This window comes from Candidatus Palauibacter polyketidifaciens (assembly GCF_947581785.1).
Classification (GTDB): Bacteria; Gemmatimonadota; Gemmatimonadetes; order Palauibacterales; family Palauibacteraceae; genus Palauibacter; species Palauibacter polyketidifaciens.
In genome coordinates this window covers 1-26,500 of record NZ_CANPVO010000038.1, presented here as the reverse complement: position 1 = coordinate 26,500, position 26,500 = coordinate 1, and the positions used below count along the sequence as shown (strand labels likewise).

The 26,500-nt window shown below is 69.0% G+C and carries 22 protein-coding genes; 10 read left to right on the top strand and 12 right to left on the bottom strand.

The annotated features are described in order from the left end of the window. Positions 1–2 precede the first annotated feature (2 nt). Entirely contained in the window at positions 3–641 is a 639-nt protein-coding gene (locus tag RN729_RS09835) for a thymidine kinase (RefSeq protein WP_310784304.1), read from the top strand. Further along, on the top strand, positions 642–2,489 hold the full coding sequence (gene ggt, locus RN729_RS09830) for a gamma-glutamyltransferase (protein WP_310784301.1): 1,848 nt from the start codon (positions 642–644) through the stop codon (positions 2,487–2,489). On the opposite strand, the gene RN729_RS09825 is transcribed toward ggt, so the two are convergent. The 6 genes from RN729_RS09825 to RN729_RS09800 form a co-directional block, all read right to left on the bottom strand. Then, a complete protein-coding gene (locus tag RN729_RS09825; protein WP_343218918.1) occupies positions 2,471–3,379 on the bottom strand; it encodes a Kdo hydroxylase family protein in 909 nt (302 codons plus the stop codon). The genes ggt and RN729_RS09825 overlap by 19 nt on opposite strands. A gap of 28 nt (positions 3,380–3,407) precedes the next feature. Continuing rightward, entirely contained in the window at positions 3,408–3,854 is a 447-nt protein-coding gene (locus tag RN729_RS09820) for a RidA family protein (protein ID WP_310784298.1), read from the bottom strand. 52 nt (positions 3,855–3,906) lie between these two features. Continuing rightward, entirely contained in the window at positions 3,907–6,030 is a 2,124-nt protein-coding gene (locus RN729_RS09815; RefSeq protein ID WP_310784295.1) for a PQQ-dependent dehydrogenase, methanol/ethanol family, read from the bottom strand. Positions 6,031–6,116: 86 nt separating this feature from the next. Beyond that, entirely contained in the window at positions 6,117–6,536 is a 420-nt protein-coding gene (locus RN729_RS09810) for a type II toxin-antitoxin system VapC family toxin (protein ID WP_343218916.1), read from the bottom strand. Beyond that, the gene (locus tag RN729_RS09805) at positions 6,533–6,832 is read right to left on the bottom strand and encodes a type II toxin-antitoxin system prevent-host-death family antitoxin (protein ID WP_310776559.1); all 300 of its coding nucleotides are present in this window, start codon (positions 6,830–6,832) and stop codon (positions 6,533–6,535) included. The genes RN729_RS09810 and RN729_RS09805 overlap by 4 nt, the downstream gene beginning before the upstream one ends. 69 nt (positions 6,833–6,901) lie before the next feature. After that, positions 6,902–8,656 (bottom strand): amidohydrolase family protein, encoded by a 1,755-nt coding sequence (locus tag RN729_RS09800; RefSeq protein ID WP_310784290.1) that lies wholly within the window; start codon positions 8,654–8,656, stop codon positions 6,902–6,904. A 138-nt stretch (positions 8,657–8,794) separates the two neighbouring features. Here RN729_RS09800 and RN729_RS09795 point away from each other — a divergent pair, with 138 nt between their 5' ends. Both RN729_RS09795 and RN729_RS09790 read left to right on the top strand, forming a co-directional pair. Further along, on the top strand, positions 8,795–10,867 hold the full coding sequence (locus tag RN729_RS09795) for a S9 family peptidase (protein WP_310784287.1): 2,073 nt from the start codon (positions 8,795–8,797) through the stop codon (positions 10,865–10,867). A gap of 49 nt (positions 10,868–10,916) precedes the next feature. Then, a complete protein-coding gene (locus tag RN729_RS09790) occupies positions 10,917–12,152 on the top strand; it encodes a CoA transferase (protein ID WP_310784284.1) in 1,236 nt (411 codons plus the stop codon). Between the two features lie 34 nt (positions 12,153–12,186). On the opposite strand, the gene RN729_RS09785 is transcribed toward RN729_RS09790, so the two are convergent. Further along, entirely contained in the window at positions 12,187–13,212 is a 1,026-nt protein-coding gene (locus RN729_RS09785; protein ID WP_310784281.1) for a YpdA family putative bacillithiol disulfide reductase, read from the bottom strand. A gap of 137 nt (positions 13,213–13,349) precedes the next feature. Between RN729_RS09785 and RN729_RS09780 the strand changes: the two genes are divergently transcribed. Beyond that, positions 13,350–14,132 (top strand): class II aldolase/adducin family protein, encoded by a 783-nt coding sequence (locus RN729_RS09780; protein WP_310784278.1) that lies wholly within the window; start codon positions 13,350–13,352, stop codon positions 14,130–14,132. 6 nt (positions 14,133–14,138) lie between these two features. Here RN729_RS09780 and lhgO read toward each other — a convergent pair whose 3' ends face one another. The 5 genes from lhgO to RN729_RS09755 form a co-directional block, all read right to left on the bottom strand. Then, positions 14,139–15,338, bottom strand: a complete 1,200-nt coding sequence (lhgO, locus tag RN729_RS09775; protein WP_310784274.1) for an L-2-hydroxyglutarate oxidase — start codon at positions 15,336–15,338, stop codon at positions 14,139–14,141. Further along, a complete protein-coding gene (locus RN729_RS09770; protein ID WP_310784271.1) occupies positions 15,339–16,157 on the bottom strand; it encodes a hypothetical protein in 819 nt (272 codons plus the stop codon). It lies immediately after the preceding gene. Between the two features lie 89 nt (positions 16,158–16,246). Then, complete coding sequence (locus tag RN729_RS09765) at positions 16,247–17,326, bottom strand: hypothetical protein (protein ID WP_310784267.1); 1,080 nt, start codon at positions 17,324–17,326, stop codon at positions 16,247–16,249. Positions 17,327–17,414: 88 nt separating this feature from the next. Next, a complete protein-coding gene (locus RN729_RS09760; protein ID WP_310784265.1) occupies positions 17,415–18,572 on the bottom strand; it encodes a crosslink repair DNA glycosylase YcaQ family protein in 1,158 nt (385 codons plus the stop codon). Positions 18,573–18,616: 44 nt separating this feature from the next. Continuing rightward, positions 18,617–20,812: a S9 family peptidase gene (locus RN729_RS09755; RefSeq protein WP_310784262.1), complete on the bottom strand. Its 2,196-nt coding sequence runs from the start codon at positions 20,810–20,812 to the stop codon at positions 18,617–18,619. An 80-nt stretch (positions 20,813–20,892) separates the two neighbouring features. On the opposite strand from RN729_RS09755, the gene RN729_RS09750 reads away from it, so the two are divergent. From RN729_RS09750 to RN729_RS09730, 5 genes are all read left to right on the top strand, one after another. After that, the gene (locus RN729_RS09750) at positions 20,893–22,152 is read left to right on the top strand and encodes a DUF418 domain-containing protein (protein ID WP_310784259.1); all 1,260 of its coding nucleotides are present in this window, start codon (positions 20,893–20,895) and stop codon (positions 22,150–22,152) included. A gap of 40 nt (positions 22,153–22,192) precedes the next feature. Beyond that, the gene (locus tag RN729_RS09745; RefSeq protein WP_310784256.1) at positions 22,193–24,256 is read left to right on the top strand and encodes a M1 family metallopeptidase; all 2,064 of its coding nucleotides are present in this window, start codon (positions 22,193–22,195) and stop codon (positions 24,254–24,256) included. 99 nt (positions 24,257–24,355) lie between these two features. Next, positions 24,356–24,646, top strand: a complete 291-nt coding sequence (locus tag RN729_RS09740; RefSeq protein ID WP_310784253.1) for a hypothetical protein — start codon at positions 24,356–24,358, stop codon at positions 24,644–24,646. Next, positions 24,643–25,578, top strand: coding sequence for an ABC transporter ATP-binding protein (locus RN729_RS09735; RefSeq protein WP_310784250.1), 936 nt, complete (start codon positions 24,643–24,645; stop codon positions 25,576–25,578). Before RN729_RS09740 ends, RN729_RS09735 begins: the two co-directional genes overlap by 4 nt. Then, positions 25,575–26,408, top strand: a complete 834-nt coding sequence (locus RN729_RS09730; protein ID WP_310784248.1) for a hypothetical protein — start codon at positions 25,575–25,577, stop codon at positions 26,406–26,408. The genes RN729_RS09735 and RN729_RS09730 overlap by 4 nt, the downstream gene beginning before the upstream one ends. Positions 26,409–26,500 lie beyond the last annotated feature (92 nt).

The window sequence follows — 26,500 nt, the reverse complement described above, 5'->3', positions numbered from 1 at the left end:
CGATGCTGCACGGGGCGAGACACGGATGGATCGAGGTCGTCGCCGGCGTCATGTTCAGCGGGAAGTCCGAGGAGTTGATCCGGCGCGTGCGGCGCGCCCTCATTGCCGGGCGGCGGGTACAACTCTTCAAGTCTCACCTGGACGATCGCTACGGTGGCGAGTTCCGGATCTCGTCCCACGACGGCCGGCAGATCGACGCCGAACCCGTGTCCAGTTCCGTGCAGGTGGCCGGGAAGGTCCGCCCGTCGACGCAGGTCGTGGCGATCGACGAGGCCCAGTTCCTGGACGACGGGATCTGCGCGGTGGCCGACGCTCTGGCGGATGCCGGGATGCGCGTCATCGTGGCCGGCACCGACATGGATTTCCGCGGCGAGCCCTTCGGTCCCATGGGACCGCTTCTGGCGCGCGCGGAGCGCATCGACAAGCTGCACGCGATCTGCGTGGCATGCGGCGATCCGGCGACGAGGAACCAGCGTCTCATCGATGGGAAGCCGGCGCCCGCCGAGGGGCCGACGATCCAGGTGGGAGGCGCCGAATCGTACGAGGCGCGCTGCCGCCGTTGCCACGACGTGCCTGAGCGAGGCCGGGCCCAGAGGGAACTGCTGCCGAGACGTGACACGGAGGAATGGAGGGGGATCTAGATGAAAGCACCCGCTTGGAGGATGATCACGGTTTTCGCCATGTCTCTTCTCCTGCTGCCGCTGCAGGCCACGGCCTGGCAGGCGGGCGGGGATCGGAGTCCCGACCGGCCGGCGCACCGGCCTGCGGTGCCGGGCCCGAACGGGCTGGTCACGGCCGGCCACCCCCTGGCATCCATGGCGGGTCTCCGCATGCTCATGGCCGGGGGAAACGCCGCCGATGCCGCCGTCGCGACCCTCGCCACGCTGAACGTCGTGCGGCCGCAGATGTCCGGGATGGCGGGGAACGGGTTCGTGACCCTCTACGACCGCGTCTCCGACCGCGTGTACTCGCTGGGGGCCACCGGCGCCGCTCCGCTGGCCATCGATCCCGCGAGCCGCACGGCCGACGAGTTGAACAAGGGGATTCACGCGGGCGTCGTCCCCGGCCTCTTCGGGGGATGGATCGCCCTGCTGGACCGTTTCGGCACGATGAGCCTGGCGCAGGCGCTCGCTCCGGCCATCGACTACGCGGAGAACGGCCATCCGATCGAGGCGTCCGTGGTGGCCGCGATCGAATCTCATCGGGAACTCTTCGAGAGCTTCCCATCCAGCCGGCGGATGTTCCTCCCCCGCGGCCGGGTGCCCGAGCCGGGCGAGACGTTCCGCATGCCCGACCTGGCGAACACACTCCGCAAGGTCGTCGAGGCCGAGCAGGCGGCCCTGGCGGCCGGCAAGACGCGCTCGGAGGCGCTCCAGGCCGCCTTCGACCGGTTCTACCGGGGCGACATCGCCGAGGAGATGGCTCAATTTTATGCGGAGAACGGCGGCGACTTCACCACGGAGGACCTCGCCCGTTACGAGCCCATCTGGGCGGAGCCGATCCACACGACGTACCGGGGATACGACATCTACACCAGCCCGCCGACGTCGCGCGGAGGGCTGGAGGTCGCGATGCAGCTGAACCTCGTCGAGGGGTTCGACCTGGGGGCCCTCGGCGCGGGCAGCGCCGAGACGACCCACCTGCTGTCGGAGGCGATCAAGGTCGCGAAGGCCGATGTCTACGCCTACGCAGCCGATCCCGCCCTGGTCGACGTGCCCGTCGACGAATTGCTCTCGAAGGACTACGCGGCGGCCCGGCGGTCCCTCATCGACCCGTCCCGCGTGATGGCGTACCCGGGGTCCGGGAATCCCGTGCGCGTCGACGAAATTCAGGTGGGTGTGCCGGAGGCCTCACGACCGGGGCCCGCGCCGCTGCGCGGCCATCTTGCCGAGCGGTCATACGAAGGCAGCACGACCAGCTTTTCCATCGCCGACCGGTTCGGCAACGTCGTCGCCGCCACGCCCACCCACGGCGGGGCCTTCGGCACGGGGGTGGTGGTGGGCAACACCGGACTGACCTTCAACAACGGGAGCCGCGTCGGCTCGACATCGCCGTACCCCGACCACGTGAACTACGTCCGGGGCGGCCAGATTCCGATCCTCAACAACTCCCCGATCATCGTGCTCAGGGACGGGCAGTTCCACGCGGCGCTGGGGACGCCGGGGGGCGAGACGATCGGCCAGACCCAGTTCCAGGTGCTCGTGAACCTCCTCGACTTCGGGATGCCCATCCAGGAGGCCATCGCGGCGCCCCGCTTCACGCTGAGCGGGGAGCCGAACTTCTACAGCCCCGGAGCCGAGATCCGTTTCCGCCTGGAGGATCGCCTGCCCGCCGCAGTGGTCGGGACGCTGGAAGGGTTGGGATACACCGTGGAACTCGCGCCCGGATACGCCTTCGGCAGCATCCAGGGCATCACCCTCGACGCCGTGACGGGCACGCTCATGGCTGGCGCCGATCCCCGCCGCGTAGCCTACGCCGTGGGGTGGTGAAGAGTCCGGTCGCGGAGGACGTTGATGGGGGCGAGTTCCGGGTGGCGGCAGGCGGCGAGCCGGAGGATGAACGTGTCGACGAGGGCGTGCTGACCTGACAGGCTCGCGTGGCTCACCATGTCGGTGAGGACCATCCAGGCGGAGAAGGGCGGGAAGCGGATCTCGCGCCACGTCTCGTCCCGCTCCTGGAAGGCCGGCGTGTCCTTCATGTAGTTGTGGAAGCGTCGCATGAGACGGTCGTACGGACTGGAGTCCGCGAGCACCGCCTCACCCAGCCCCGCCTTCGCGATTCCCCGCAACAGGCGACCGCGGAGACGGTCGACGGGGCCCCTCTCGAGCGAGCCGCCGTTCGTCACGCCCGCCTCGGCCCCGTAGCGCGCGAACACGTCGGGGAACGTCCCCTTCGTGCACCACACGCGGTCCTCGTCCGGGTTCACGTTCACGAAGAAACGGAGGATGCGGTCACCGTCGGTCGCCCCGTAGGCGCCGGCGTCGAAGTGGATCAGCTCGTTGCTCGCGTGCGCGGAGAGGCCGCGGCCGTGTTCCTCGATCGGGCGGAAGCTCGTCGTCCCCACCGTCCAGCCCTCGGTGAGCCCGGGCATGCACTCCCGCAGGAAGGCGCGGACCCTGGCTCCGTGCGCGGTGAGGGTGTCGAGAACCGCGTCCCGCAGCCCTCCGTGCCCCCTTATGCCGCGGAGACGCCCGCTTTCCGGGTGGTAGCTGACGTTCTTCGCTCGCAACTGGTTCGGGAGTTCCGCGCGCAGCCGCTCGAGATCCTCGTCCGGCGGAGGTTCCACCGGACAGGCGGGGAAGAAGACGATCTCCCCCCGCTCCAGCGCGACGGCGAGATCGGGTCGGGGCCCTCGAACGGGCCCCGCCTCGGTGACCAGATCCCGCCCTCCGCTCAGCTGCCCCGACTCAGTTACGCGAGCCGATCGCCATCACTTCGAACCGCGCTCCGAAGAGCAGCGGCCCCGAGCCGAGGAAGGCGCGCGCGGGGAAGTTCTCCGTGAAGTAGGTCCGGTAAACCTCGTTGAAGACGTCGTAGAGATCGACGTTCGAGCAGAACACCTGCACGGAGACGAGGTCGTCCATCGTGATCCCGGCCTCCTCCACCGTGCTCTTGATCGACTCCATGACGAGCCGGGCCTCCTCCTCCGCGTCGTTCGGCGGACGGCCATCGACGAGTCCGAGCGACCCGGATACGAAGAGCAGGTCGCCGACCCAGACGGCGCCGCTGAAGGGCAGGACGCCCTCTTCGCTCGCGTGCTGCGGGTTGATGTACTCACGCTGGGCCGAAAGATCGGAAGCCATGGCCGCGAAACCTCCGGTGGCAAGAAGTGAGACCAGGATGAAGCGCTTCATGAGTCGGTTCCTCTTGTCGTGGTTCAATGGTCGCCGGTTCACGGCTCCCGGTTCAGTGGTCGCCATCCGCCGGCGTCTCAGCCTCCGCAGCGAGCGTCTCCTTCGCCTGCGACACGATGTATGCCTGGATCGCCCGAACCTCCTCGGAATCGAGCAATCCCTCGTACGACGGCATTCCCTGCGCCTCGCGACTCCCTCCGAGCACGATGTCCTCGAAGTTGCGGTGCACGATGTCGGTCGACCGCTGCAGGTTCGGCATTGCGCCCTCTGAGCCGCCTCCGCCGCCGTGACAGATGCCGCAATACTGCCCGTACACGTCCGCCCCGCGCTCCAGCGACTCGGCGTCCGCGGGCAGATCGAGGTCGGGCACGTTCGCGGGCCGTTTCCGCTGCGGCGTCGGCATGGGTTCCGTCCCGCCCAGCACGAAGGTGAAGACCCGCCCCCGCTGCTCGTAGTTCGCCGCGTCGCCGTACGGGGATCCGCTGCGGCCGCGGGCGCCGCCCCAGCCGGCCGCCACGGACACGTGCTGCCGCCCGTCAACGAGGTAGGTCACCGGGCCGCCGAGGATGCCGAGGCCGGTGGAGACATCCCACAACTGGTCTCCCGTCTCGGCGTCGTAGGCGACGAAGCGGCCGTCCCCGCCGCCCTGGAACACGAGGCCCGTTGTCGTCGTCATCGTGCCGCCGTTCCAGTAGCCGAGCTGAGGGACGGTCCAGCGCGCCTCCTGCGCCTTGGGGTCCCAGGCGACGAGGAACCCGGCGTCGTCCCGGGCGCCGTAGCGGCTCGTCATCCCGAGGTTTCTCACGGCCGGTCCGTAGCTGTGGTCCTCGATATCGAGGTCCGTGAACACCCAGTCGGGCGGCTCGCTGCGCTCGACCCACCCCTCCTGGATCGGCAGGTACATGAGCCCCGTCTCCGGGTTGAACGACTGCGGCTGCCAGTTGTGGCCTCCGAGGGCGGCCGGCGTGATCAGCGTCCAGACCTCCGCGTGCACGGCTTCCGGCCGCTCGGTGGGCCGGCCGGTCTCGAGGTCGAGTCCCTCTGCCCAGTTCTGCACGATGTATTCCTGACCCGACAGGAACTCGCCCGTCTCCGCGTCCAGGACGTAGAAGAAGCCGTTCTTCGGCGCCTGCATGATCACGCGGCGCATGCGGCCGTCGAACTCGAGATCCGCGAGCGTCATCGGCTGGACCGCCGTGTAGTCCCAGTGGTCGCCGGGCGTCGTCTGGAAGTGCCACACGTACTCGCCCGTCTGCGGGCGCAGCGCGAGAATCGAGGCGAGGAAGAGGTTGTCGCCGCCCCCCGGGCTCCGGTGGTTTCGCGACCACGGGGACCCGTTGCCGGTTCCGATGTAGAGGAGGTCGAGCTCCGGGTCGTAGATGATGGAGTCCCACGCCGTGCCGCCGCCGCCCGCGATCCACCACTCGCCGCTCCACGTCTCCGCCGCCATCTCCATGGTCTCGGATTCGAAGCCGTCCGCCGGGTTGCCGGGCACCGTGTAGGTGCGCCACACGAGTTCGCCGTCGTCCGCGTCGTACGCGGAGACGTAGCCGCGGACGCCGTACTCGGCTCCCCCGTTGCCGATGATCGCGAGCCCCTGCACCACGCGGACCGCGCCCGTGATCGTGTAGGCCTCGTTCGGGTCGATGGTGAGCGTCTCCCACACCACGTCGCCCGTCTCCGCGTCGAGGGCGACGAGGCGGCCGTCGATCGTGCCCACGATCACCTTGCCCTCGTAGAGCGCGACGCCCCGGTTCACCACGTCGCAGCAGGCGAGGCGCCCGCGAATGCGCGGAACGCCGGGGTCGTGGCGCCACAGCCGCTCGCCCGTACGCGTGTCGATCGCGTGCACCACGCTCCACGGCGAACTGATGTACATGACGCCGCCCACGACGAGCGGCGTGGCCTCGACCCCGCCCCGCAGTTCGATGTCGTACGTCCAGGCGAGGCCGAGTTCGTTGACGTTGTCCCGCGTGACTTCATCCAGCGTGCTGAAGCGGTCCTCCGCGTAGTTGCCGCCGTAGGTGAGCCAGTTGCCGTCGGGCCGCGCCGCCTCCAGCACGGCGTCGGTCACATCGCTGGCGCTCCGCACGGCCGACGGCTCGGGCGGCGGCGCGTCCGCGGTGCAGGCGGCGACGGGAGCGAGGAGCAGCAGGGCATGGAATCGCGTGCGCATGGTCTCTCCCGGTGACGGGGATGGGGTACGGCCTCAACCGAACAGTGTACGATCTAAACTGTTGGATGTCCTTAGTCACGACCCGTTCAAAGGACCTTGAACCCCTCCCGCCTTGCCGCGTTGGAGAGGCGGTGGTCGCTGCTGACCAGCTCGAGCCGCTGCGGATCTTCGGCCGCAGCGGCAAGGGCTGCCGCCAACTGCAGCGCGTCCGCCCCCCGCAGCGGGTGAAGCCGAAGCAGTCTGATCGCACGGTTGCGAACCTGTTCGAGAGGCTCGACCTCTATCCAACCGGCCGCCAACCGCCGAAGCCGCTCCAGGGACCGGTCGAGCCCGCCGGGTTCGAAATGCTGCTCCCGGTGGAGACGGTTCAGGGCCGACGCGCATTCGACGCGGCTCCCCCACCACGTAACGATCGCCGGATCGTCCCGGATCGTGGCACGGCGCTCGGCGCTGCCCGCCTCGTCCACGAGAAGTGTCACGAGAGCTGACGAATCCCAGTATTTCAACGGCCCTCGGCGCGCTCGGCCACGATCATGTCGCTGGCGCTCACCCCTTCGGCGAGCCGCGGGGCGGGGACACTCAGGAAGCGTTCGACATCGAAGGGAGTGCGGGGAGGGGTCGCCACGCCCCGGCGTACGAGGTCCGCGACTTCATGGTCGCCGCCCAGGTCGTCCGGGCGGCAAGGTTCGATTCGCGCCACGGGCTCCCCGCGATGCGTGATCAACACGGCTTCCCCGCGACGGACGTCGCCCAGGAGCCCGCTGAGTGCGTTCTTCGCTTCGCTGACGCTGGCTCGTCTCATCTGGCCATTCTGGCCATATCGATATCGCCTGTCAAGCGTTCCAGCTCGTCGACACGACGACGGCCCGAGCTAGTTCGCGGAGTTTCCGGGCCGGAGGATGACCTCGCCGGGGAGTTCGTTGGTGAACTCGCCCGCGTCCACCGTGAACACGCCGTTGACCATCACGTAGTCGACACCCTCGCTGAACAGGTCCGGCTCCAGCACGGTGGCCCGGTCCCGGAGCCGCTCGAGGTCGAAGACGACGAGGTCGGCCCGGTACCCTTCGCGGAGGAAGCCGCGGTCCTCCAGCCCGATGATCCGCGCCGGCAGCCCCGTCATCGAGCGGACCGCGAACGGAAGCGTGATCGCCTGCAGGTCCTTCACGTAGCGGGCGATCTTGCGCGTGAAGGCGCCGAAATGGCGGGGGTGCGCGCCGGGCCGCGAGGCGAACTCGGGCACGCCTTCGACCCCGCTCACGGCCGCGTCCGACGCCGTGGCCGTGTAGTCCTGCCGGTAGTAGTTGATGACGTCCGAATCGTGGATTCCGTAACCGCGCGTCCAGGCTCCGCCGAGCACCTCCGGGTATCCGTTGAGCGCCATGTGGACGACGACCTCCTGGTACGTGATGTCCAAGGTGCGGCCCAGTTCCTCCAGCGTGCGCCCCACCCAGGTCGAGTCCGGGTAGCCCACCACGACCACGCGGTCCGGCCCCCCGTTGTGGTCGACGATCCACTCGATGTCGCGGGCGATGAGGCCCCGGAGTTCCGGGTCCGCCCAGCGGCGCTCCAGGTGCGCCCGGGCATCGTCGAACACCCCCGGGCGGTTGTAGACCGGGCTGTCCCTCCCGCCGCTCGTGTCCACGGTGTCGTGCACCAGGCTCCAGCGCGGGATCATGGGGCGCGCGCCCCCGCCGAACGTCTCGTAGGGATAGACGTCGAGGTAGACTTCCAGCCCCTCCGCGCGCGCCCGGTTCACGACCAGCGTGTCCTGCCCGGAGCGGCCGAAGCTGGCGCGGCCCCGCGCCTTGTGGTGGCTCGCCACGACGCGGATCCCCGTTTCACGGGCGATGTTCACGGTCTCCGCCAGCCCCTCGTTCCCGTCCACGGGCCCCTCCGTCGCGGTGCTCGGCAGTTCCCACAGCGGCATGGCCGCCTCGCTGCGCTGGTGCGCGACGTAGAAGCCGTCGTAGGGGGCCACGGCCCCGGCGAGGGCGATGACCTCCTCCGGCGTGCTGTAGCGGGCGGGGCGGTACTCGACGCCGGCGCCCAGCCCCCACGCCCCCGACTCCATTCCCTCGCGCACGAGCGCCTGCATGCGGGCGATCTCGTCCTCCGTCGCCGCACGCCAGTAGTCGTTGCCCATCACTTCGGCGCGCACCGTGCTGTGGCCGACCATGGGGACGAAGTTCATCGCGTGTCCCAGCTCGCGGAGAGCCGCGATCTCCGCGCTGAGCGGCCATGACTGATTGCGGCCGTCCGGCCCGCCGATGACCGTCGTGAGCCCCTGGCTGTTCAGGCTCTTCGCCCGCCGGGCCTCCAGGTGCTCGGAGGTCATGGCGCGGTCGGCGTGCGAGTGCAGGTCGATGAACCCCGGCGAGACGTACATCCCCGTTGCGTCCACGACCCGCCGCGCCGTCGCGTCGCCGAGCCCCCCGATCCGCACGATCCGGTCGCCGGCGATGGCGATGTCCGCCGCGAACCACGGGTTTCCGGTGCCGTCGATGACGCGCCCGTTCCGGATGAGGATGTCGTACTCCTGCCCGGATAGCGGGAGGGGGAAGGCGCCTCCCGCGAGGGCGGCGCTCGTGACCAGGAAGGCGGCGCATGGTGCGGTAAGCCGAATCATGTCAATGACCCCGGGGAAGCAACGCGGCACTGTCGGACGACCCTGACCAGCCGGACGATAACGCGACGGTTGCCCGCGGGTCGAATCGGGGAGATATGTTTCGGGCCCTGTCCCCTGTCCGATCCCGGGAGCCCGACGATGCGCGAGACGAGCGAGAAGAGCCTTCACAAGATCCGAATGACGAAGTTCGCCCTGGTCCTGTTCGCCTTGGTCCTGCTCGCCGTCTCAGGCACGCTGAGCGCGGGTCCCCTGGCCGGGCAGGGCCGGTTCGAGCCGATGGACGTGTTCCAGATCGAATACGCCGCGGACCCGCGGATTTCGCCCGACGGCAGTCAGGTCGTCTATGTCCGCACGTCGATGGACATCATGCGGGACGCGAAGAAATCCGAGCTGTGGATCATGAATGCCGACGGGTCGGATCACCGGCGGGTGGGCGTGGGCGGTTCCCCGCGGTGGTCGCCCGACGGAAGCCGCATCGCGTACACGGACGACGGCCAGATCCACGTGCGCTGGATGGACACGGGCGAGGAGGCGACGCTCACGCAACTCCTCGAATCGCCGCGCGGGCTCCGCTGGTCGCCGGACGGGCGCTACCTCGCGTTCAACAAGCTCGTTCCCTACCCGCCGCCGAGCCTCGCCCCGCCGCCCAGGCCCCCCGCCGGGGCGGAGTGGGCCGATCCTCCCATCATGGAGGACCGCTTCAAGAACCGGCAGGACGGCGTCGGCTATCTCGACTTCGGCTACGACCACATCTTCATCGTCCCGGTCGAGGGCGGGACGCCCACACAGGTCACATCGGGCGACTTCCAGCACCAGAGCCCGGCCGCCTGGACCCCGGACGGCGCGAGCCTCGTCTTCTCGTCGAACCGGAATGAGGACTGGGTCCACGATTACCGGAACTCCGAACTCTACATCGTCTCGGTCGCGACCGGTGAAGTGCGTTCCCTCACCGACCGCCCCGGACCGGACCGGAATCCGGCCGTGTCTCCGGACGGACGACAGATCGCGTTCGTCGGCTACGAGGACCGCACGCGCACCTACCAGGTGAGCCAGCTGCAGGTGATGAACCTCGATGGGAGCGGGCGGCGCGTCCTCACCGGCGATCTCGACCGCGGCGTCTCCAACCCGGTGTGGGCTTCCGACGGGAGCGGGGTCTACTTCCAGTACGACGACGAGGGGAACTCCAAGGTCGGCTTCGCCACGCTCGCCGGCGATCTCGAGGTGCTGGCGGAGGACCTGGGAGGCACGTCCTACGGGCGTCCCTACGGCGGCGGCTCGTTCAGCGTGGCCAACGACGGGAGCTTCGCACTCAACCAGACGCGTCCCGAATCCCCGGGCGAGGTCGCCGTGGGCTCGAGAGGCGGAGCCGTGCGCCGCATCACGTCGCTCAACGAAGACCTGCTCGCGAACCGTCAACTGGGTGAAGTCGAGGAGATCTGGTGGGACTCGTCCTTCGACGGCCGTCCGGTTCAGGGGTGGATCGTGAAGCCGCCCGATTTCGATCCGGACCGGCGCTATCCCCTCATCCTGGAGATTCACGGCGGACCCGTCTCGAACTACGGAGACCGCTTCTCGGCGGAGATGCAGCTTCTCGCCGCGGCCGGCTACGTCGTCCTCTACGCGAACCCGCGCGGGAGCACGAGCTACGGCGAGGAGTTCGCGGACCTCCTCTATCACAACTATCCGGGGCAGGACTATGACGATCTCATCTCCGGCGTCGATGCCGTGATCGAGCGTGGGTATATCGACGAGGACAACCTCTTCGTCACCGGAGGGAGCGCCGGCGGCATCATGACGGCCTGGATCGTCGGCAAGACGGATCGCTTCCGGGCCGCGGTGTCCCAGAAGCCCGTCGTCAACTGGATCAGCAAGACGCTCACGGCGGACAACTGGTACGGCTACTACCACAGCCGCTACGAGGGGCTGCCGTGGGAGAACCCGGACGCGTACTGGGATTACTCTCCCATCTCGCTCGTGGGGAACGTGAACACGCCCACGATGATCATCACGGGGGAGGAGGACCTGCGAACGCCGCTGTCGGAGTCGTACCAGATGTTCCACGCGCTCAAGCTGCGCGGGATCGACACGGCCGTGATCCGGCTACCCGGCGCCTCGCACGACATGAGCCGCCGCCCGAGCCAGCTCATGGCCAAGATCGCGAACATCGTCGCCTGGTTCGACAAGTACCGCGCGGTGGCAGCGACGAGCTGACCCGCTCGGCGGACCCAGACCAGACCCCTCGAACCCGGGAGATCCACCCATGACCGACTCCGGTCGGCCGCTGGCGGGCGTGCGCGTGATCGCGCTCGAACAATACATGTCCGCCCCCTACTGCTCGCTTCTGCTCGCAGATGCGGGGGCCGAGGTCATCAAGATCGAGCGCCCGGGTGCGGGGGATCCGCGCCGGTCCATCCCTCCGTTCGTCGAGCGGCACGGCGTCCGCATGGGCGTCGGGTTCATGGCCTACAACCGGAACAAGAAGTCCCTCGCGCTCAACCTCAAGAGCGACGAGGGGCGCGACCTCTACCGGTCCCTGGTGACGAAGTCCGATGTCGTGGTCGAGAACCTGCGGCCGGGGTCCGTCGACCGGATGGGTCTCGGCTACGAGGCGCTCTCGGAACTGAATCCGGGACTGATTTACGCGGCGGTGTCGGGCTTCGGGCGGCTGCCGGGGCGGGAGGGGCCGTACGGGGACTGGCCGTCGTTCGACGTGGTGGCGGAGGCGATGGGGGGCGTCATGCACATGATCGGCTTCGCCGACAAGCCGCCGTCGCCGTCGATCTACGGGATGCCGGACCTGTACGCGGGAATGGCGGCGGCGCACGGCGTCTCGATGGCGCTCTACCGGCGCACCGTGACGGGGAAGGGCCAGTTCATCGACTCCGCCATGTACGACGGGGTGCTGTCGCTGAACGAGCGCATGGTCTCGCTCGCCGCCAACACCGGGGCGCGGCCGAGGCGGGGCGATCCGCCCGGCTTCTACCCCCGCGGACCGATGCCGGTGAGCGACGGATACGTGGCCTTCACGATCCCCGACGACATCATGTGGCGCCGCTTCTGCCGCATGCTGGAACGCCCCGACCTGGTGGAGGATCCGCGCCTGGATTCCCCCGACGCGCGCACCGAGAACCGCGCGCTCCTCGACGAGGTCGTCCGCCCCGTGTTCGCCGAACTGACCCGAGACGAGGCGGTGCACCGGCTCCAGGAGGTGGGTGTCCCCGCGGGGCCCGTGCAGACCTCCGACGACCTGCTCGAGTGTCCGCAATTGGAGGCGCGCGACGTGCGGGTCACGGTGGACTACGACGGACTCGGAGAACTCCAGTTCGTGCGCACCCCGCTCCTCACCTCCGACGCTCCCGACGTGCCGGTGAACCCCGCGCCCACCCTGGGCCGCGACACGAGACGGATCCTGACCGAGATCCTCGACCTCCCCGACGCCGAGGTCTCCCGCCTGGCGGAGGACGCCGTGGTCGGCACCGAATCGACACGGGGTTAACCCGGCGGTTTATCTGGGGGCAGGCAGGTCGAACTCAGCGGCGGGCACTCGCCAGGTGGGTCGCGATGAGGGCGCCGTGCTCGCGGCCGTTCTCGATGAAGATCCTGTTCGCGTTGAAGCCGGCGGCGATGACGCCGGCGATGTAGACCCCCGGGATCGACGTTGCCATGGTCGCGGGGTCGTGCGCGGGGATCCCCGTCTCCGGATCCGTGGGAACGCCGAGGCTGGTGAGCAGGGCGGCGTCCGGTCGCCAGCCCGTCATCGCCAGCACCCAGTCGTTCGCGACCTCGGTCTCCCGGCTTGTCTCCTCATGGACGACCGTGGCTGTGCCCGGTCCGAGCCCGGCGACCCGCGAGTTCCAGTGCATCGGAATCTCCCCGCCCGCGATCCGGTTCTCGATGTCCGGGCGCACCCAGGGCTTGACGCCGCGGTCGAGCGTGTCGGCGAAGTGGACCATCCGCACGCGGACGCCGTTGCGGTACATGTCCAGCGCCGCCTCGACGGCGGAGTTTCCCCCGCCCACGACGATGACGTCCTGGTCGAAGAAGGGATACGGTTCCCTGTAGTAGTGGACGACGCGGTCGTGCGGGCGGTCTCCCTCGAACTCCAGCCGGTTCGGCGCTCCGAAGCCTCCCGTGGCGATGACCACGGCCCGCGAGGCGATCCGCCGCTCGCGTCCGTCCCGTGTTCGGGTGTCAAGCGTGAAGGCGCCCGCCTCACCGTGGACGGCCGTGACCTCCTCGTACTGGCGGACGTCGATGCCGTGGTGAGCGACGACCTTCCGGTAGTAGGCGAGCGCGTCGCGCCGGGTGGGTTTCGGCTCGGGAATCGTGAACGGCACGTCGCCGATCTCCAACAACTCCGCCGTCGAGAAGAACGTCATGTAGGAGGGATAGCGGGTCAGCGACTCGGTGATGCACCCGCGGTCGAGGATCGCGTAACTCAGCCCGCATTCCTTCACGGCCACCGCCGCGGCGAGCCCGCACGGGCCGGCCCCGACGATGATCACGTCAAGCGGTTCGGTCTCGGCGTTGGCGTCCGGTGTCGTCCGCACTGTCACCCGCGTTTCTCCGGAGGGTTCGTGAGCGCGGCATGGTAATCGTTCGGACGGGAACGGGGAACCGACCGGGGGCGCTTGACCCCCCGCGCGCCCGGCGTGAAGTTCGCGGAAAGTCCCGAGCCCGAAGGAGGCAGGCCATGAGCGCGCCGAAGACCGCATCCCCCCCGAATCCGTCCGCGACCGAAGCGGACGTCGATGAGGCCGCGATCCGTCGGGCGCGCATCGACTTTGCCGCGGTGCACCGGATCATCGTGCACGAGAACATGCACGAGGGCACGTGGAACCACCTCAGCTGCAAGGTGCCGGGCAGGCCGGGGCACCTGCTCATTTCGCCCGGAAGGACGCATTTCTCGCGTGTGACGGCAAGCAACCTCGTCGAGGTGAATGCCGACGGGCGTTCGGTGGGCGGGGAGGGGCGGCTGAACGTGAGCGCGTGGGCGATCCACGCGCCCATCCAGCGCGCTCGACCCGACGTCACGTGCGCGCTTCACGTCCACCCTCCCTACAGCACGGCGCTCGCCTCCATCGACGGCTGGGAGTTCGATGAACGGGGCAGCCAGAACGCGGCGATCTTCTACGGGAACTGTGCGTACTTCGGGTACGAGGGGATCGTGACCGAGGCGGACGAAGGTGAGCGCATGGTCGAGGCCCTGGGCGACAAGCGCGTCCTCTTCCTCGCGAACCACGGCGTGCTGATGGTCGGCGACACGATCGAGAAGACGATGCTGTGGCTCTACCAACTCGAGCGCGCCTGCATGAACGAGATGCTGGCGCTTCAGTCGGGCGGGAAGATCCGTCCGATCCCCGTCGAGGCCGCGCGATACAACGCCGCCCTCTCCGCCTACGCCGTGGGCGAGGCCGGCTACCTCGACGGCATGAAGGACGTGCTCGACGCCGACGGCCAGGACTACGCCACCTGACGCTGGTCAGAGCTGCTGGAGGGCGCGGTCCGCGATGTGGTGTCCGATGGCGAGGCAGGCGGTGGCGGCGGGGGAGGGAGCGTTGAGCACATTCACGACGCCGGGCGCTTCCCGGATCACGAAGTCGTGGACGAGGGCGCCATCCGTGTCCACGGCCTGCGCGCGGATGCCTGAGCGCCATGTCTCGAGGTCGCGCACTTCGAGTTCGGGTAGCATGGCACGCGCCTTCCGCACCACGGATCGCCGGTCCAGCGAGCGCCACTGCTCCTCGACGGCGGTCCGCCAGTGGGCCTGCGCCAGGCGCCGGAAGCCGCGGTAACTCAGCGCCTCCAGGGCGTCGGGAAGGCGGCCTGAGAGGCGGCCGTACGCCTCCCGGCCCCAGGCCCAGACCGCGTTCGGGCCGAGTTCCACGCGCCCGGCCACGTTCCGGGTGAAGTGGACGCCCAGATGGGGGAGCCGGGGGTCCGGAACCGGGTAGATGTGGCCCCGCACACGTCCGGCGGCGGCTTCGGAGAGGCCCCAGTACTCGCCCCGGAAGGGAAGGACCTTGAGGTCGGGCTCGTGCCCGAGGGTCCGCATCATGCGGTCGACGTGCAGCCCGGCGCAGTTGACTACGACGCGGGCGGCGATGTCGCCCGGGGGGCCGGCGAGCACGGTGCGGCGCCCGGAGCGGCGGGCTTCCCGCACCTCGAAGCCGGTGCGGATGGGGTGGCCCGCGCGGGAAAGATCCGCCGCGAAGGCTCGCGCCACGTCACCGAAGTCGACCGCCCCGGTGGCCGGGACGTGGAGCGCCTCGACGCCGCGCGCGTGCGGTTCGATCTCTGCGATTCCGCCGGGGCCGATCCGCTGCATGGCCACGCCGTTCGCCGTGCCGCGCCGCTCGAGTTCGGCGAGGGCGGTGAGCTGATCGCGCGAGGTGGCGACGACGACCTTGCCGGTGTGCGTGGTCGGAATGCCTCGCTCGGCGCAGTAGCGAAACAGCCGCTCGGCGCCCTCGGTGCACAGCCGCGCCTTGAGCGACCCCGGCGCGTAGTACAGACCGGCGTGGATGACCCCGCTGTTGCGGCCCGTCTGGTGCGCCGCGACCTCCGGCTCCTTCTCGAGCACGGTGAGCGAAAGGTCCGGCCGGGTCCGGCGGAGGGCGTCGGCCGTGGCGAGCCCGACGATCCCGCCCCCGATGACGGCGATGTCGAGCGGTTTCGTCATCTACTCGCGGCTGCTGCCGGCGTCGGCCTCCGTTCCGACCACGCACTCCGGGGTCTCGCCGCGCACCCAGGCGGCGAGCATCCGCCATTCGGGATCGTCCGTCGAATCCCAGCGACGCGGCCCGCCGTGGAAGTAGTCGCCGCCCGCGGCGGGGGCGAGCGGATGCGTGAGAAGCCGGCTCATCATGGGCTCGCCGGGCTCCACGTAGCGGCGGGTGATCGCGAAGTTGCCGCGCGATTCCTCCTGGTTCCAGAAGTCGCGCCCCTCGGGGATGTGCCGCGCGAAGCCGCGCACGCCCGTCTCATGACAGTGGATGCATTCCACGTCGCCCGGGCGCTTGTCGAGGTACATCCTCTGGACGCAGTCGCGGAAGAAATCGAAGTCGAGCCGCGGTGGGGCAGGGCGTTCCACTGCATCGGCCGCCGCGACCCAGTCGGCCATGGCCTGCCATTCCGGGTCGGATTTCGACTCGAAGAACTTCCCGCCCACATGCAACGCGGCGCCGCCCGCCGGCACCACGAGCGCCTTTCTCAGAAGGCGGCTGCCGTCCGCATCCCCCGGCGTGACGAGGCGGGACACGACCTCGAAGTTCCGGCGGGAATCCTCCTCCGACCAATACACGTCGCCGCTCGCCGTCTCGCGAAGCCGCTGAAGCCGCAGCGGCGTCCCCTGCTCGGCGTGGCAGGTCACGCAGGGCGCCCGCCCGGGTCCCCACCCGCCGCGGTCCGCGAGGAAAATGGGCTCAACGGTCTCGCGGTAACGCTCGAAGCTCAGGGGTTCCTGGCCCATGACGCCGCTGGGCGCCGAACCTGACGCCATCAGCGTGAATGCAGTCGTGAGGATGGGCAGCCGGCCGAGAGAGCGTCGGCGCGCAGGGAGGGCCGGTCGTCGAAGTCGGTGGACGCGACTCACGGGAACACCACGGTCTTGTTGCGCTTCGGCGTCTGGCCCACGGGGATGCGGGCGATCTCCACCATCTCCTGCGTGTCCACCACGGACACATCGTTGGAGCCCGCGTTCGCCACGTACAGGTAGCGGCTGTCCGGCGTCATCGTGAGCCAGTCGGGGATGTGGCCGACCTCGACCCCGCCCAGGTACTCAAGGTCCGGGAGCGACCACGCGTAGACGTGCCCGTTGGGCTTGCTCGTCGACCAGAGTTGCCGCCCGTCCGGGGACACCGCGAGGCCGTGGCCCGGCGATCCCTGCAGCGCGTCGTTCGTCACCCGCGAGATCGGGAGCGAAGGCATGTCCAGCTTCTCCACGACCCTCCGCTTCTCGAAGTCGACGACGTACACGCCGTGGTAGTTCGAGATCTGGATGAAGAGGCGTTTCGTGGAGCCGTCCGGGTGCGTCTCGAACGCCATCGGGCGCACCCCGCCGTCCGCATAGCCCCCCGTCGTGCGTCCGCTGAAGTGGAGCGACCAGATTGCCTCGTCGATCGCCGTGTCGATGATCGTCAGCGTGCGCGCCCCGATCATCCCCGCCGCGACGTGCAGCCCGTCCGGTGACATGAACACGTTGTGTACCGTCCCCCGCGTGGGGATCGATTTCACGACCGCGCCCTTCGCCAGGTCCACGATATCGACGCAACTGCAGTCCTGGATGATCGCGACGTACACCTTCGTGCCGTCGTTGCTGATCGCCACGTTGTGCGGCCGCCCCGACAACGGGATCCGCTCCACGACCTCCATGACGTCCGTGGGGACGATCTCCAGCGTGCGGTCGATCTCGTTGCTGAAATAGAGCGCGCTCCCGTCCGGTGCGGCGGCGACGCCGTGCGCCTTCGGAATCCCGTCGATCACCTGCACGACCTGGTTCGTGGCCGGATCGATGATGTGGACGTTGTCCCCCGCCGAGTTCGTCTGAACGATCCGCAGCTTCCCCTGCTGCGCCGCCAGGGCGGTGGCGGAAGAGAGCGCGAGGGCGAAAAGGCCCGCGACGATGGCCGCGGGAGCGTGGGCGGGACAGGGCCGGAACAGGCGTTTCATCGTGAACCTCCGAAGTTCGCGAGAACCTTTCCAACGGTACGACCCGGCAGTCTCGCGGGTCCATACCCGACCCCCCGCGAAGCTCCGCTCAGCCGCGCGGCGGCATGGCGATGTCGGTCGCGCCCAGGAAACCGGCGAGGTCCGCGACGGCGTCGTTCAGCCCGGCCTCGAAGCGCGCGGTCGGGGCGAACTCCGGCTCGAAGTGCAGCGCCCGGATTTCGAGCACGTTGCGGTCGCGGTGGAGTTTCGGGTCGAGCCGGCCCACGAGGCGGCCCTCGTGCAGGATGGGCAGGACGTAGTAGCCGTACTTCCGCTTCGCGGCCGGGACGTAGATTTCGACCGTGTAGCTGAAATCCAGGAATTCGGCGGCCCGCTTCCGCTGCCAGAGCAGCGAGTCGAAAGGGCAGATGAGCGTCGTCCCGGCGGGCTCCGGGAGTCGATCGATGCCGTCCAGGTGTTCGGGCAGGGCGTAGCACGGCCCCCGCAGCCCCTCGACCTCGACCTCGACGATCCGCTTCTTCCGCAGGTTGCGGGCGATGGTCCGGCGCCGCTCCGCCGCGTTGAGTTCGGGTCCGGTGAAGTAGTTGACGAGGTGCCTCTCAGGAGCGATGCCGCAGCCCGAAAGCGCGATGAGAAGCCAGCTGTCGTGGTACGCGGCGAGCGTCGCGGCGGGCCCGTCGGGGTAGACCCGTTCCGCCAGGTCATAGATACAGCGGAAGTGGCGCCGCCGCGTCACCGCGACGCGTCCGTCGTGCCACAACAGCTTGAGCGAGCGCTTGTCCTCCTTCAGGCGCCACCCGAGCGAGTCGGTCTTCTCCCCGCGTTCGGCCGGCTGCGGCTGAAAGTCGACGCTCTCCAGGGGTCCCTCGGCGCGCAGCCGCCGCAGCACTCGCCGCTTCGACGCCGTCGACGTCGCGTATCGGCCCCACCACGCGCGTCCCGACCAGCTCTCGGGCGGGAAGCGTCGCATGCGCCGCCGTCCGAGAGGGAGGTGGGAGATGGGAAGGATCGACGCTTCGTGCCCCCAGTACTCGTACGCGAGGCGGTCCCCGTATACCCACCGGTCCACGTCCGCGCGGTCGTACGCACCGAACCGGCTCCAGAGGGTCAGGTAATGGGCCCGGTCCACGACGTTCACGCTGTCGAGTTGAAGGGCGCCCGTCCGCTCCAGGTGGCCGACGAACGCCGCGGCGTCGAGCGGAGTCGACCCGCGGGGCCCGTCGAACCCCTGCCGGTGCAGCCACAATCGGGTGGCCGCCTCCCTGGTGAACCTCGGGAGGCTCCGGCGGCTCAGCGGCTCTCGTCCCCGGCCGCGACCGCGTCCGCTCCCAGGTGCTTCCGGAACCAGGTCAGGATCCGCTCCGACACGTCCATGACGAACTTCGGCTCGCGCGGCCCGTGCGGCGTGCGCGGGTACACGACCATCTCCGTAGGCACGCCGCGCCGGTCGAGGGCGCGGTAGAACTCCTGCCCCTGGGTGAACGGCACCCTCAGATCCTGCGCACCGTGGATTACCTGCGTCGGCGTGACCACGTTCGCGATGTGGTACATGGCGGAGTGCCGCTCGTAGCGCTCGTAGTCTTCCCAGAACTCGACCCCCATATGACCCACGAGGTAGTCCTGGATGTCCGTCGTCGTCGTCATCGAGATCAGGTTCGGGAGTCCGGCCCCCATGCTTGCCGCGACGAAACGGTCCGTCTGGGTGACGGCCCACGAGGTCATGTAGCCGCCGTAGCTCCAGCCCATGAGGAGGAGGCGGTCCGGGTCCGCCACGCCCATCTCGATTGCGTGGTCGACGCCCGACATGAGGTCGCGGAAGTCGCCGTAGCCCCAGTCCTGGAAGTTCGCGTAGCGGAAGTCCTTCCCGTAGCCGGTGGAGCCGCGCGGGTTCGGGCGCAGGATCGCGAAGCCCTGCTGGGCGAAGTACTGCAGCATGTACGCGGACGCGCTGCCCGTGAAGCCCTGGCTGAAGACGCCCGCCGGCCCGCCGTGCACGTTCAGGATGAGCGGCACGCGCTCGCCCTCCTCGTAGCCGACGGGATACGTGAGGAGGCCCTCGATCTCGAACCCTTCCGTCGAGGTCCAGGAGACGAGTTGCGTGCGCCCCATCTCCGGGCGCGGCACGCCGGCATGGAGGTCCGTGACCTGCGTCGGCGCGTACCCGTTCGTGGGCGAGACGAAGACGTCCCACGGCTCATCGGGGGTCTGCCAGGTGAAAGCCATGCGGCTCGCGTCGTCCGTGAGCGCGACCGAGCCGACCAGGCCGTCCCCGTAGGAGATGAAGCGCAGCTCGCCGCCATCGACCGGGACCGCCAGCACGTGCCGGCGCGTGCCGAGCGATTCGAGCAGAAGCAGTTCGGAGGAATCCCCGGACCAGCCGAGCACGGACGCGCTGCGGTTCGGCGTGTCGAGCCGCCTCGCCTCGCCTCCCGCGGCCGGCATGACGTACACGTCGCCGAGCCCGATCGGCTCCGGCTGATCGCCGGTCGACACGTAGGCGATCCAGGCGCCGTCCGGCGACCAGTGCGGGCTCCGCTCGATCCCCGCTCCGCCCACGAGGAGCTCGACCTCGCCGACCGCGGCCGGACCGCTGTCGGCGTCCTCGGCCGGGTCTTCGTCGTCGTCTCCCCCGGCTTCCCGCGCGGCCAGGATTTCACCGATCTCCGCGGCGTCCGGGACGGTGGTCGTGGAGAGGTCTCCGCTCAGCCGCCCCGTGTTGATGCGGGGATCGACCTGGTGCGCGAACACGATGCGCCCCCCGTCCGGCGCCCAGCTGAAGCCGGTGACGTGGAAGTCGCCCGCCGTAAGTCGCACCGGCTCCGCGGGCTCGTCCGCCCCCGGGTCGATCGCGGCCACATAGAGGTGCGAGAACTTGTAGTTCCGGTCCACGAGGATGACGTCCCGCTTTTCATCCGTCGCCTTCTTCTCCTCCGCGGTCTGCGGATCCCGCATGAGGAAGGCGATCCGCGTCCCGTCGGGCGACCACCGGTATCCCCCCACGGACCCTTCCGCCTTCGTGAGCTGCCGTGCCTCGCCGCCCGCCATCGGCAGCGCCCACACCTGGCTGCCCGCCTCGCCTTCTCCCTCGCGTCCGGATGTGAAGCTCAACCAGGCGCCGTCGGGCGAGAACTGCGGCGACCCCGCCGACGCTTCACCGCGCGTCCACTGTGCGGGCCCCGCCCCATCCGCGTTCGTCATCCAGATGTGACTCAGATACTCCGACTGCGGTCCTTCCATCAGCGGCTCGCGCACGACGAAGGCGATGCGGGAGCCGTCGGGGGAGATCGCGGTCCCCGAGACCCCGCGATACTGCATGCTCAGCGCAGGCGTCCACCCGGCGTCGGCCGGCGCGGGATCCGCCTGAGCTTGGACGACCAGGGGGGCCAGGGGGAGGAACAGGATGGCGGCGAGCGCGAGCCATCTCGATCCCGGCGCCGGCGTTCGAAGGGGAAGAGATGTGGAGACAAGGCTCTGGGACCCGGACATGTTGACACCTCTCGCTTATCTTGATGCTGCGATGCGCTCCCGTGCGGGACGGATGTATCAACATTACGAACAGGTACGCGATGTCCGAAACGCCGCCCGAAGCCCGATCGTCCCCGCGGGTCGCCGCGCCGGTGTCGGAATCCGGGCGGATCCACGCGATCGACAGCCTCCGCGGCTTCGCCGTGCTGGGCATCCTCATCGTCAACATCTGGAGTTTCGCCTGGGTCTCCTCGGCGTACCGGAACCCGTCCTCCGCTCCGGGTGGCGGCATCGGAGGCACCGACTTCTGGATCTGGGCCGCGGTCAACGTCTTCGCGGACACGAAGTTCATCTCGATCTTCTCCCTGTTGTTCGGCGCGGGGATCGCGATGATGAGCGAGCGCATGGACCGTCGCGGCATCCCCGGAGGTCGGTTGCACTATCGCCGCCAGTTCTGGCTCCTCGTGATCGGACTCCTTCACGCCTACGGGATCTGGCACGGGGACATCCTCGTCCCCTACGCCCTCTGCGGCTTCATCCTGTACGGGTTCCGCGGCTGGGCGCCCCGCCGCCTGCTGTGGGCCGGCGGGTGCGCGGTCGGGATCGTCGTACTCGTCATGGGTCTCGCCGACTGGTCGATTCCGTACTGGCCGGCCGGCGACCGGGCGGAGGTCGCGGCCCAGTGGGCGCCCTCGGCGGCGGAGATCGGCGCGGAGATCGAAGCCATGCGCGGGGGCTGGGCGCAGCAGATGCCGGTTCGTGCCTACTACGCCTTCCTCGTCGAGACCGTCGCTTTCGCGGGCTACCTCGTGTGGCGAGCGGGGGGGCTCATGCTCGTGGGGATGGCGCTCTACAAGCTGGGCGTGCTCTCGGCGAGGTGGCCGGCGTCGTTCTACCGCCGGCTCGTCCTCTGGGGGCTCGGACTCGGGCTCCCGCTCGCCGCCGCCGGGGTCTGGTACAACGTGGAGGCCGGCTTCGCCTGGGAGCAGTCGAAGCTCGGAGGGACCCTCTTCAACTACGTCGGCTCCGTCGGTGTCTTTCTGGGCTACGTGGGGTTGGTGATGCTCCTGGCTCGAACCGGGCGGCTGGCTCGGGCTCGGCTGCGCCTGGCCGCCGTCGGTCGCATGGCGTTCACGAACTACATTGCACAGAGCGTACTGTGCTCGCTCGTCTTCTATGGCCACGGGTTGGGCCTGTTCGAGCGGGTGGGGGGCGCGGGATGCGTCGGCATCGTCGTGGCGATCTGGGGGCTCCAGTTGGCGTGGTCGCCGTGGTGGCTCGCGCGGTTCCGTTTCGGACCCCTGGAGTGGCTCTGGCGTACCCTTTCCTACGGGCAGCGGCAGCCAATGAGGATCGCGTGAGAAGAACGGCCATGAACATGGTGAGGGACAGGGAGATTCGATGAGAGCGACTGGACGGGGGGCACGCACGTTTTCCGCCGTGATGCTGCTCGCGGTGCTTACGCCGGTCCTGCCGCAGCTGTCCCATCCGTCACCGTACGGCGGGCTGGCGGCGCAGGAAGATGAACGAGAAGAACGTGAGGCGGCGGAGGCGGCCGAACTCGCGCGCCGCGATTCCCTGCGCCGGATCTTCGACCCGGCGGGCGCCTTCGCACCCCTCGATCTCCCCGAGCCCGACGAGTTCCGGGATGTCGCCGGCGCCCCGGGCGAAGCCTACTGGCAGCAGCGGGCCGACTACCACATCCGGGTCACACTCGACGACGACCGCATCGAAGGCACGGAACGCATCACCTATACGAACAACAGCCCCGATTCGCTCACGAGTCTCTGGGTGCAGCTCGACCAGAACCTCTTCCGGGAAACCAGCTACGGGGCGCAGAGGGCGGAGGAACTCGGCGGGGACGTGCGCCACGGCGGCTTTTTCAAGGACGGCGGTTTCGTGATCTCGGGCGTCCGCGCCGACCTCGAGGGCGAGATGACGGTCCCCGAGTACCGGACCGAGGACACGATGATGGAGATCCTCCTCGGCGAACCCCTCCCTCCCGGCGGCAGCCAGCTCGAGGTCGAGATCGATTTCGCGTTCGAGATCCCGGAGACGGGCGGCGACCGCATGGGACAACTCGACATCCGGGGCGGGATCATCTATCAGCTCGCGCAGTGGTATCCCCGCGTCTTCACGTACGATGACGTGAACGGGTGGAACCAGTCTCCCTTCCTGGGGCAGGGCGAGTGGTATCTGGAGTACGGCGACTTTGAAGTCGAACTCACCGTCCCGCGGGACTTCGTCGTCGTCGCCACGGGAGAACTCCTCAATCCCGACGATGTCCTCACGCCGATGCAGCGCGAGCGGCTCGCGGAGGCGCGCCTCTCCGAGGAGACCGTCCACATCATCGGGCCGGACGAAGCCGGGGAGGATCACACGCGGCCCCCCGGCGAGACCCCGCTCACGTGGCGCTTCCGCGCGGAGAACGTGCGCGACTTTGCGTGGGCCACGTCCGACCGCTTTGTCTGGGACGCCGCCGGCTGGGAGGACGTCCTCATCATGTCCGCCTACCCGCAGGAGAGCATCGGCGGGCCCGCGAGCAGCGGCTGGGAGCGCTCCACGGAATATCTCCGCCACAGCGTCCGGTACTATTCCGAGCAGTGGCTCCGCTATCCGTATCCCGTCGCCATCAACGTCGCCGGCCTCGCCCTCGGGATGGAGTATCCCATGATCGTCTTCTGTTCCTGGCGGTCCCGCGGCGCCTTCCTCTTCTCCGTCACGGACCACGAGATCGGACACACGTGGTTCCCGATGATCGTGGGCTCGGACGAGCGCCGGTACGCGTGGATGGACGAGGGGTTCAACACCTTCATCAACTACTATTCGGGCATCGAATTCGCGGGTGGAGAGCCGATCCTGGGCCAACTCATGTCCCCGGCCCAGATCGCGACGGACACGCGCCTCCCGACTCACGCCGTGTACACGCCGGCCGACAGCATTCCGGAAGCGGACATCGGGGTTCTCGCCTACAACAAGCCGGCCGCGGTGCTCGTCCTGCTGCGCGAGGAGATCCTCGGGCCCGAGGTGTTCGACGAGGGCTTCCGGGAGTACATCCGGCGCTGGGCGTACAAGCACCCGCAGCCGGCCGATTTCATCCGCACGATGGAGGACGTGTCGGGGCAGGATCTCGACTGGTTCTTCAGGGGCTGGATCTACGAGGACGCGATCCTCGACCAGGCGATCGCCTCCGTGACGCGCCTGGGGGATACGACACGGGTCGTGTTCGAGAATCGTGGAGGCATCCCGATGCCGCTCGAGGTGCGGATCCTCTTCCGGGACGGGGAAGAGCACCGACATGAGGTTCCGGTGGAGGCCTGGGAGGCGGACGGCACCTATGTGCTGGAGGTGCCCGGCGGGCCCGTGCGCAACGTCCAGATCGACCCGGACGGCGTGCTGCCGGACGTGAACCGCGGAAACAACGTGTGGGGCCGGGGCATTCTCGGCCGCCGGCCTCCCCGCTAACCCCGCCGCTCCTCGCGGGGGCGGATTCCGTCCTCGCGAAACCACCGCGCCATGCGTTCCGTTCTTATGCCGCATGAAGCGCATGCGCAGGGGTGAGATATGGAAGAGATGATCATCGCCATCGTCGCGATCTTCTTCACGATCGGCATCCCGGTTCTTGCGATGGCGACGCACTTCGCCCTGCGGCCGCTGGTGCGGGATCTGGCGGAAGCGTTGGGGCCGATGAGGCGGGACCGCGAGACGATCGCCCGGCTGACGGAGCGGATCGAGCAGCTTGAAGGCGAGCACCGGGAGCGGGGCGAACTCCTGGATCAGCTCGCCGAGGCGGAACTGTTCCGGCGGCAGCTGGAAGAGCGCACCGGCGGTGAAACGCCACGGGACCCCACATGACGATCATCGAAACCGACGGACTCTCCAAGCGATACGCCGCGTTGCGCGGAGCGGGGACGCTCGCCGTCGACGAGCTTTCCGTCCAGGTGGAAGCCGGGCAGGTCTACGGTTTCCTGGGGCCGAACGGAAGCGGCAAGACGACGACCATCGGGATGCTCCTCGGGATCATCAACCCGACGGGCGGCTCCTTCCGACTGTTCGGCGGGGAAACGCCCGCCGAGTTGCACGCCGCGCGACAGCGGATCGGCGCCACGCTCGAATACCCCAACTTCTACCCCTACCTGAGCTGCCGGGACAACCTGCGGGTCGTGGCCCGGGTGAAGGGGAGCGACGAGGCGGACATCGCCGAGGTGCTCGAAATCGTGGGGCTGGCCTCGCGCCGGAAGACGAAGTTCAAGGCGTGTTCGCTGGGCATGAAGCAGCGACTCGCCCTGGCAGCCACGATGATCGGCGATCCGGAACTCATCATCCTCGACGAGCCGGCCAACGGACTCGATCCGGCGGGACAGCGGGAGATCCGCGACATCATCCGCGAACTCGCCGGCCGCGGGAAGACGATCTTCCTCTCGAGCCACATGCTGCACGAGGTCGAACGCACCTGCACTCACGTCGCGATCATCGAGACCGGCCGTCTCGTCCGCGAGGGGAGCGTGGACGAACTCACCTCCGCCCGAACGGTGGCCGCGGTGGCCGCCGACGGGGACGTCGAGGCGCTTCGGCAGGCCGTGTCGGAGTTCGAGGGCGCGGGCCATGCGCGGGTCGAGGATGACCGCGTCCTGGTGCAGGTCGGAGGCGCCGGGCTCTCCGAACTGAACCGCTTCCTTGCCGGGCGCGGGATCTACGCCTCGCACCTGTCTCTTGAACGGCAATCGCTGGAGGACGCCTTCATGGAGATCACGGGCACGCCCGAGGGGTTCGGAGAGATCCAATGAAGGGCGCGCGGGCGTTCGGCGTGCTGTTGCGCAACGAGTGGTTCAAGGCGAGGAAGCGGGTCGCCTTCTGGATCGCCCTCGGCTTCTACGCGTTCTTCACGCTCATGAACCACGGCCAACCGTTCCTCGAGCGCAGCGAGGGCTTCCGGCTCCCCGACATCTGGACCGCCGTGTTCGGGGACGAATCCACCATGGTCGTGATCTTCGCCGCTCTCACGCTCGTGCTGCTGTCCGCGACGGAGTTCGGCTGGCGGACCGCGCGGCAGAACGTGATCGACGGCCTCTCCAAGTCCCAGTGGTTCTGGGGAAAATCGCTCCTGCTGCCCGTCGTGGGGCTCGCCTTCATCGGTGTCCACGTGGCGATCCCGACGCTGCTCGCTCTGATTCGGACCGATCTCGCCACTGCCGAGGGGCCGCTCGTCCCGCTGTCCGTTCTTCAGGCGGCCGGAGGGCTCGGGCTGGCGTTTCTGAGCGTGGCCGCGCTCGCGTTCCTGCTGTCGCTCGGAATCCGCAGGACGGGAGCGGCGCTGGCCGTATGGTTCCTCTGGATCGGCCCGATCGAGTCCGGGATGCTGCCCGCGCTCGTCCGCCGCTTCCTGCCGGACTACACCGGCTGGCTCGACTACCTGCCGTTTTCGAACACCTTCCCGCTCCTGGAATTCCGCAACTACGACGCCACCGCCTACGAGCGTTACGCCGCCGCCGTCGAGGCCGCGGGCCGGACACCGCCACCCGCGGTGGATCCCGCGTGGCACCTCGTCACGGCCGCCGCCTGGACGACGCTCCTCGTCGGCATCGCCTTCATCCTGTTCCGCCGCCGCGACCTCTGACCCCGGCCCCCATAGCTGAGGTTCCAGCGTGGTGTCTCCATCTTCACCGGGGTCGTCAGTTCGGCGCGGCCACGGCCCGGTACGCGCGCGGG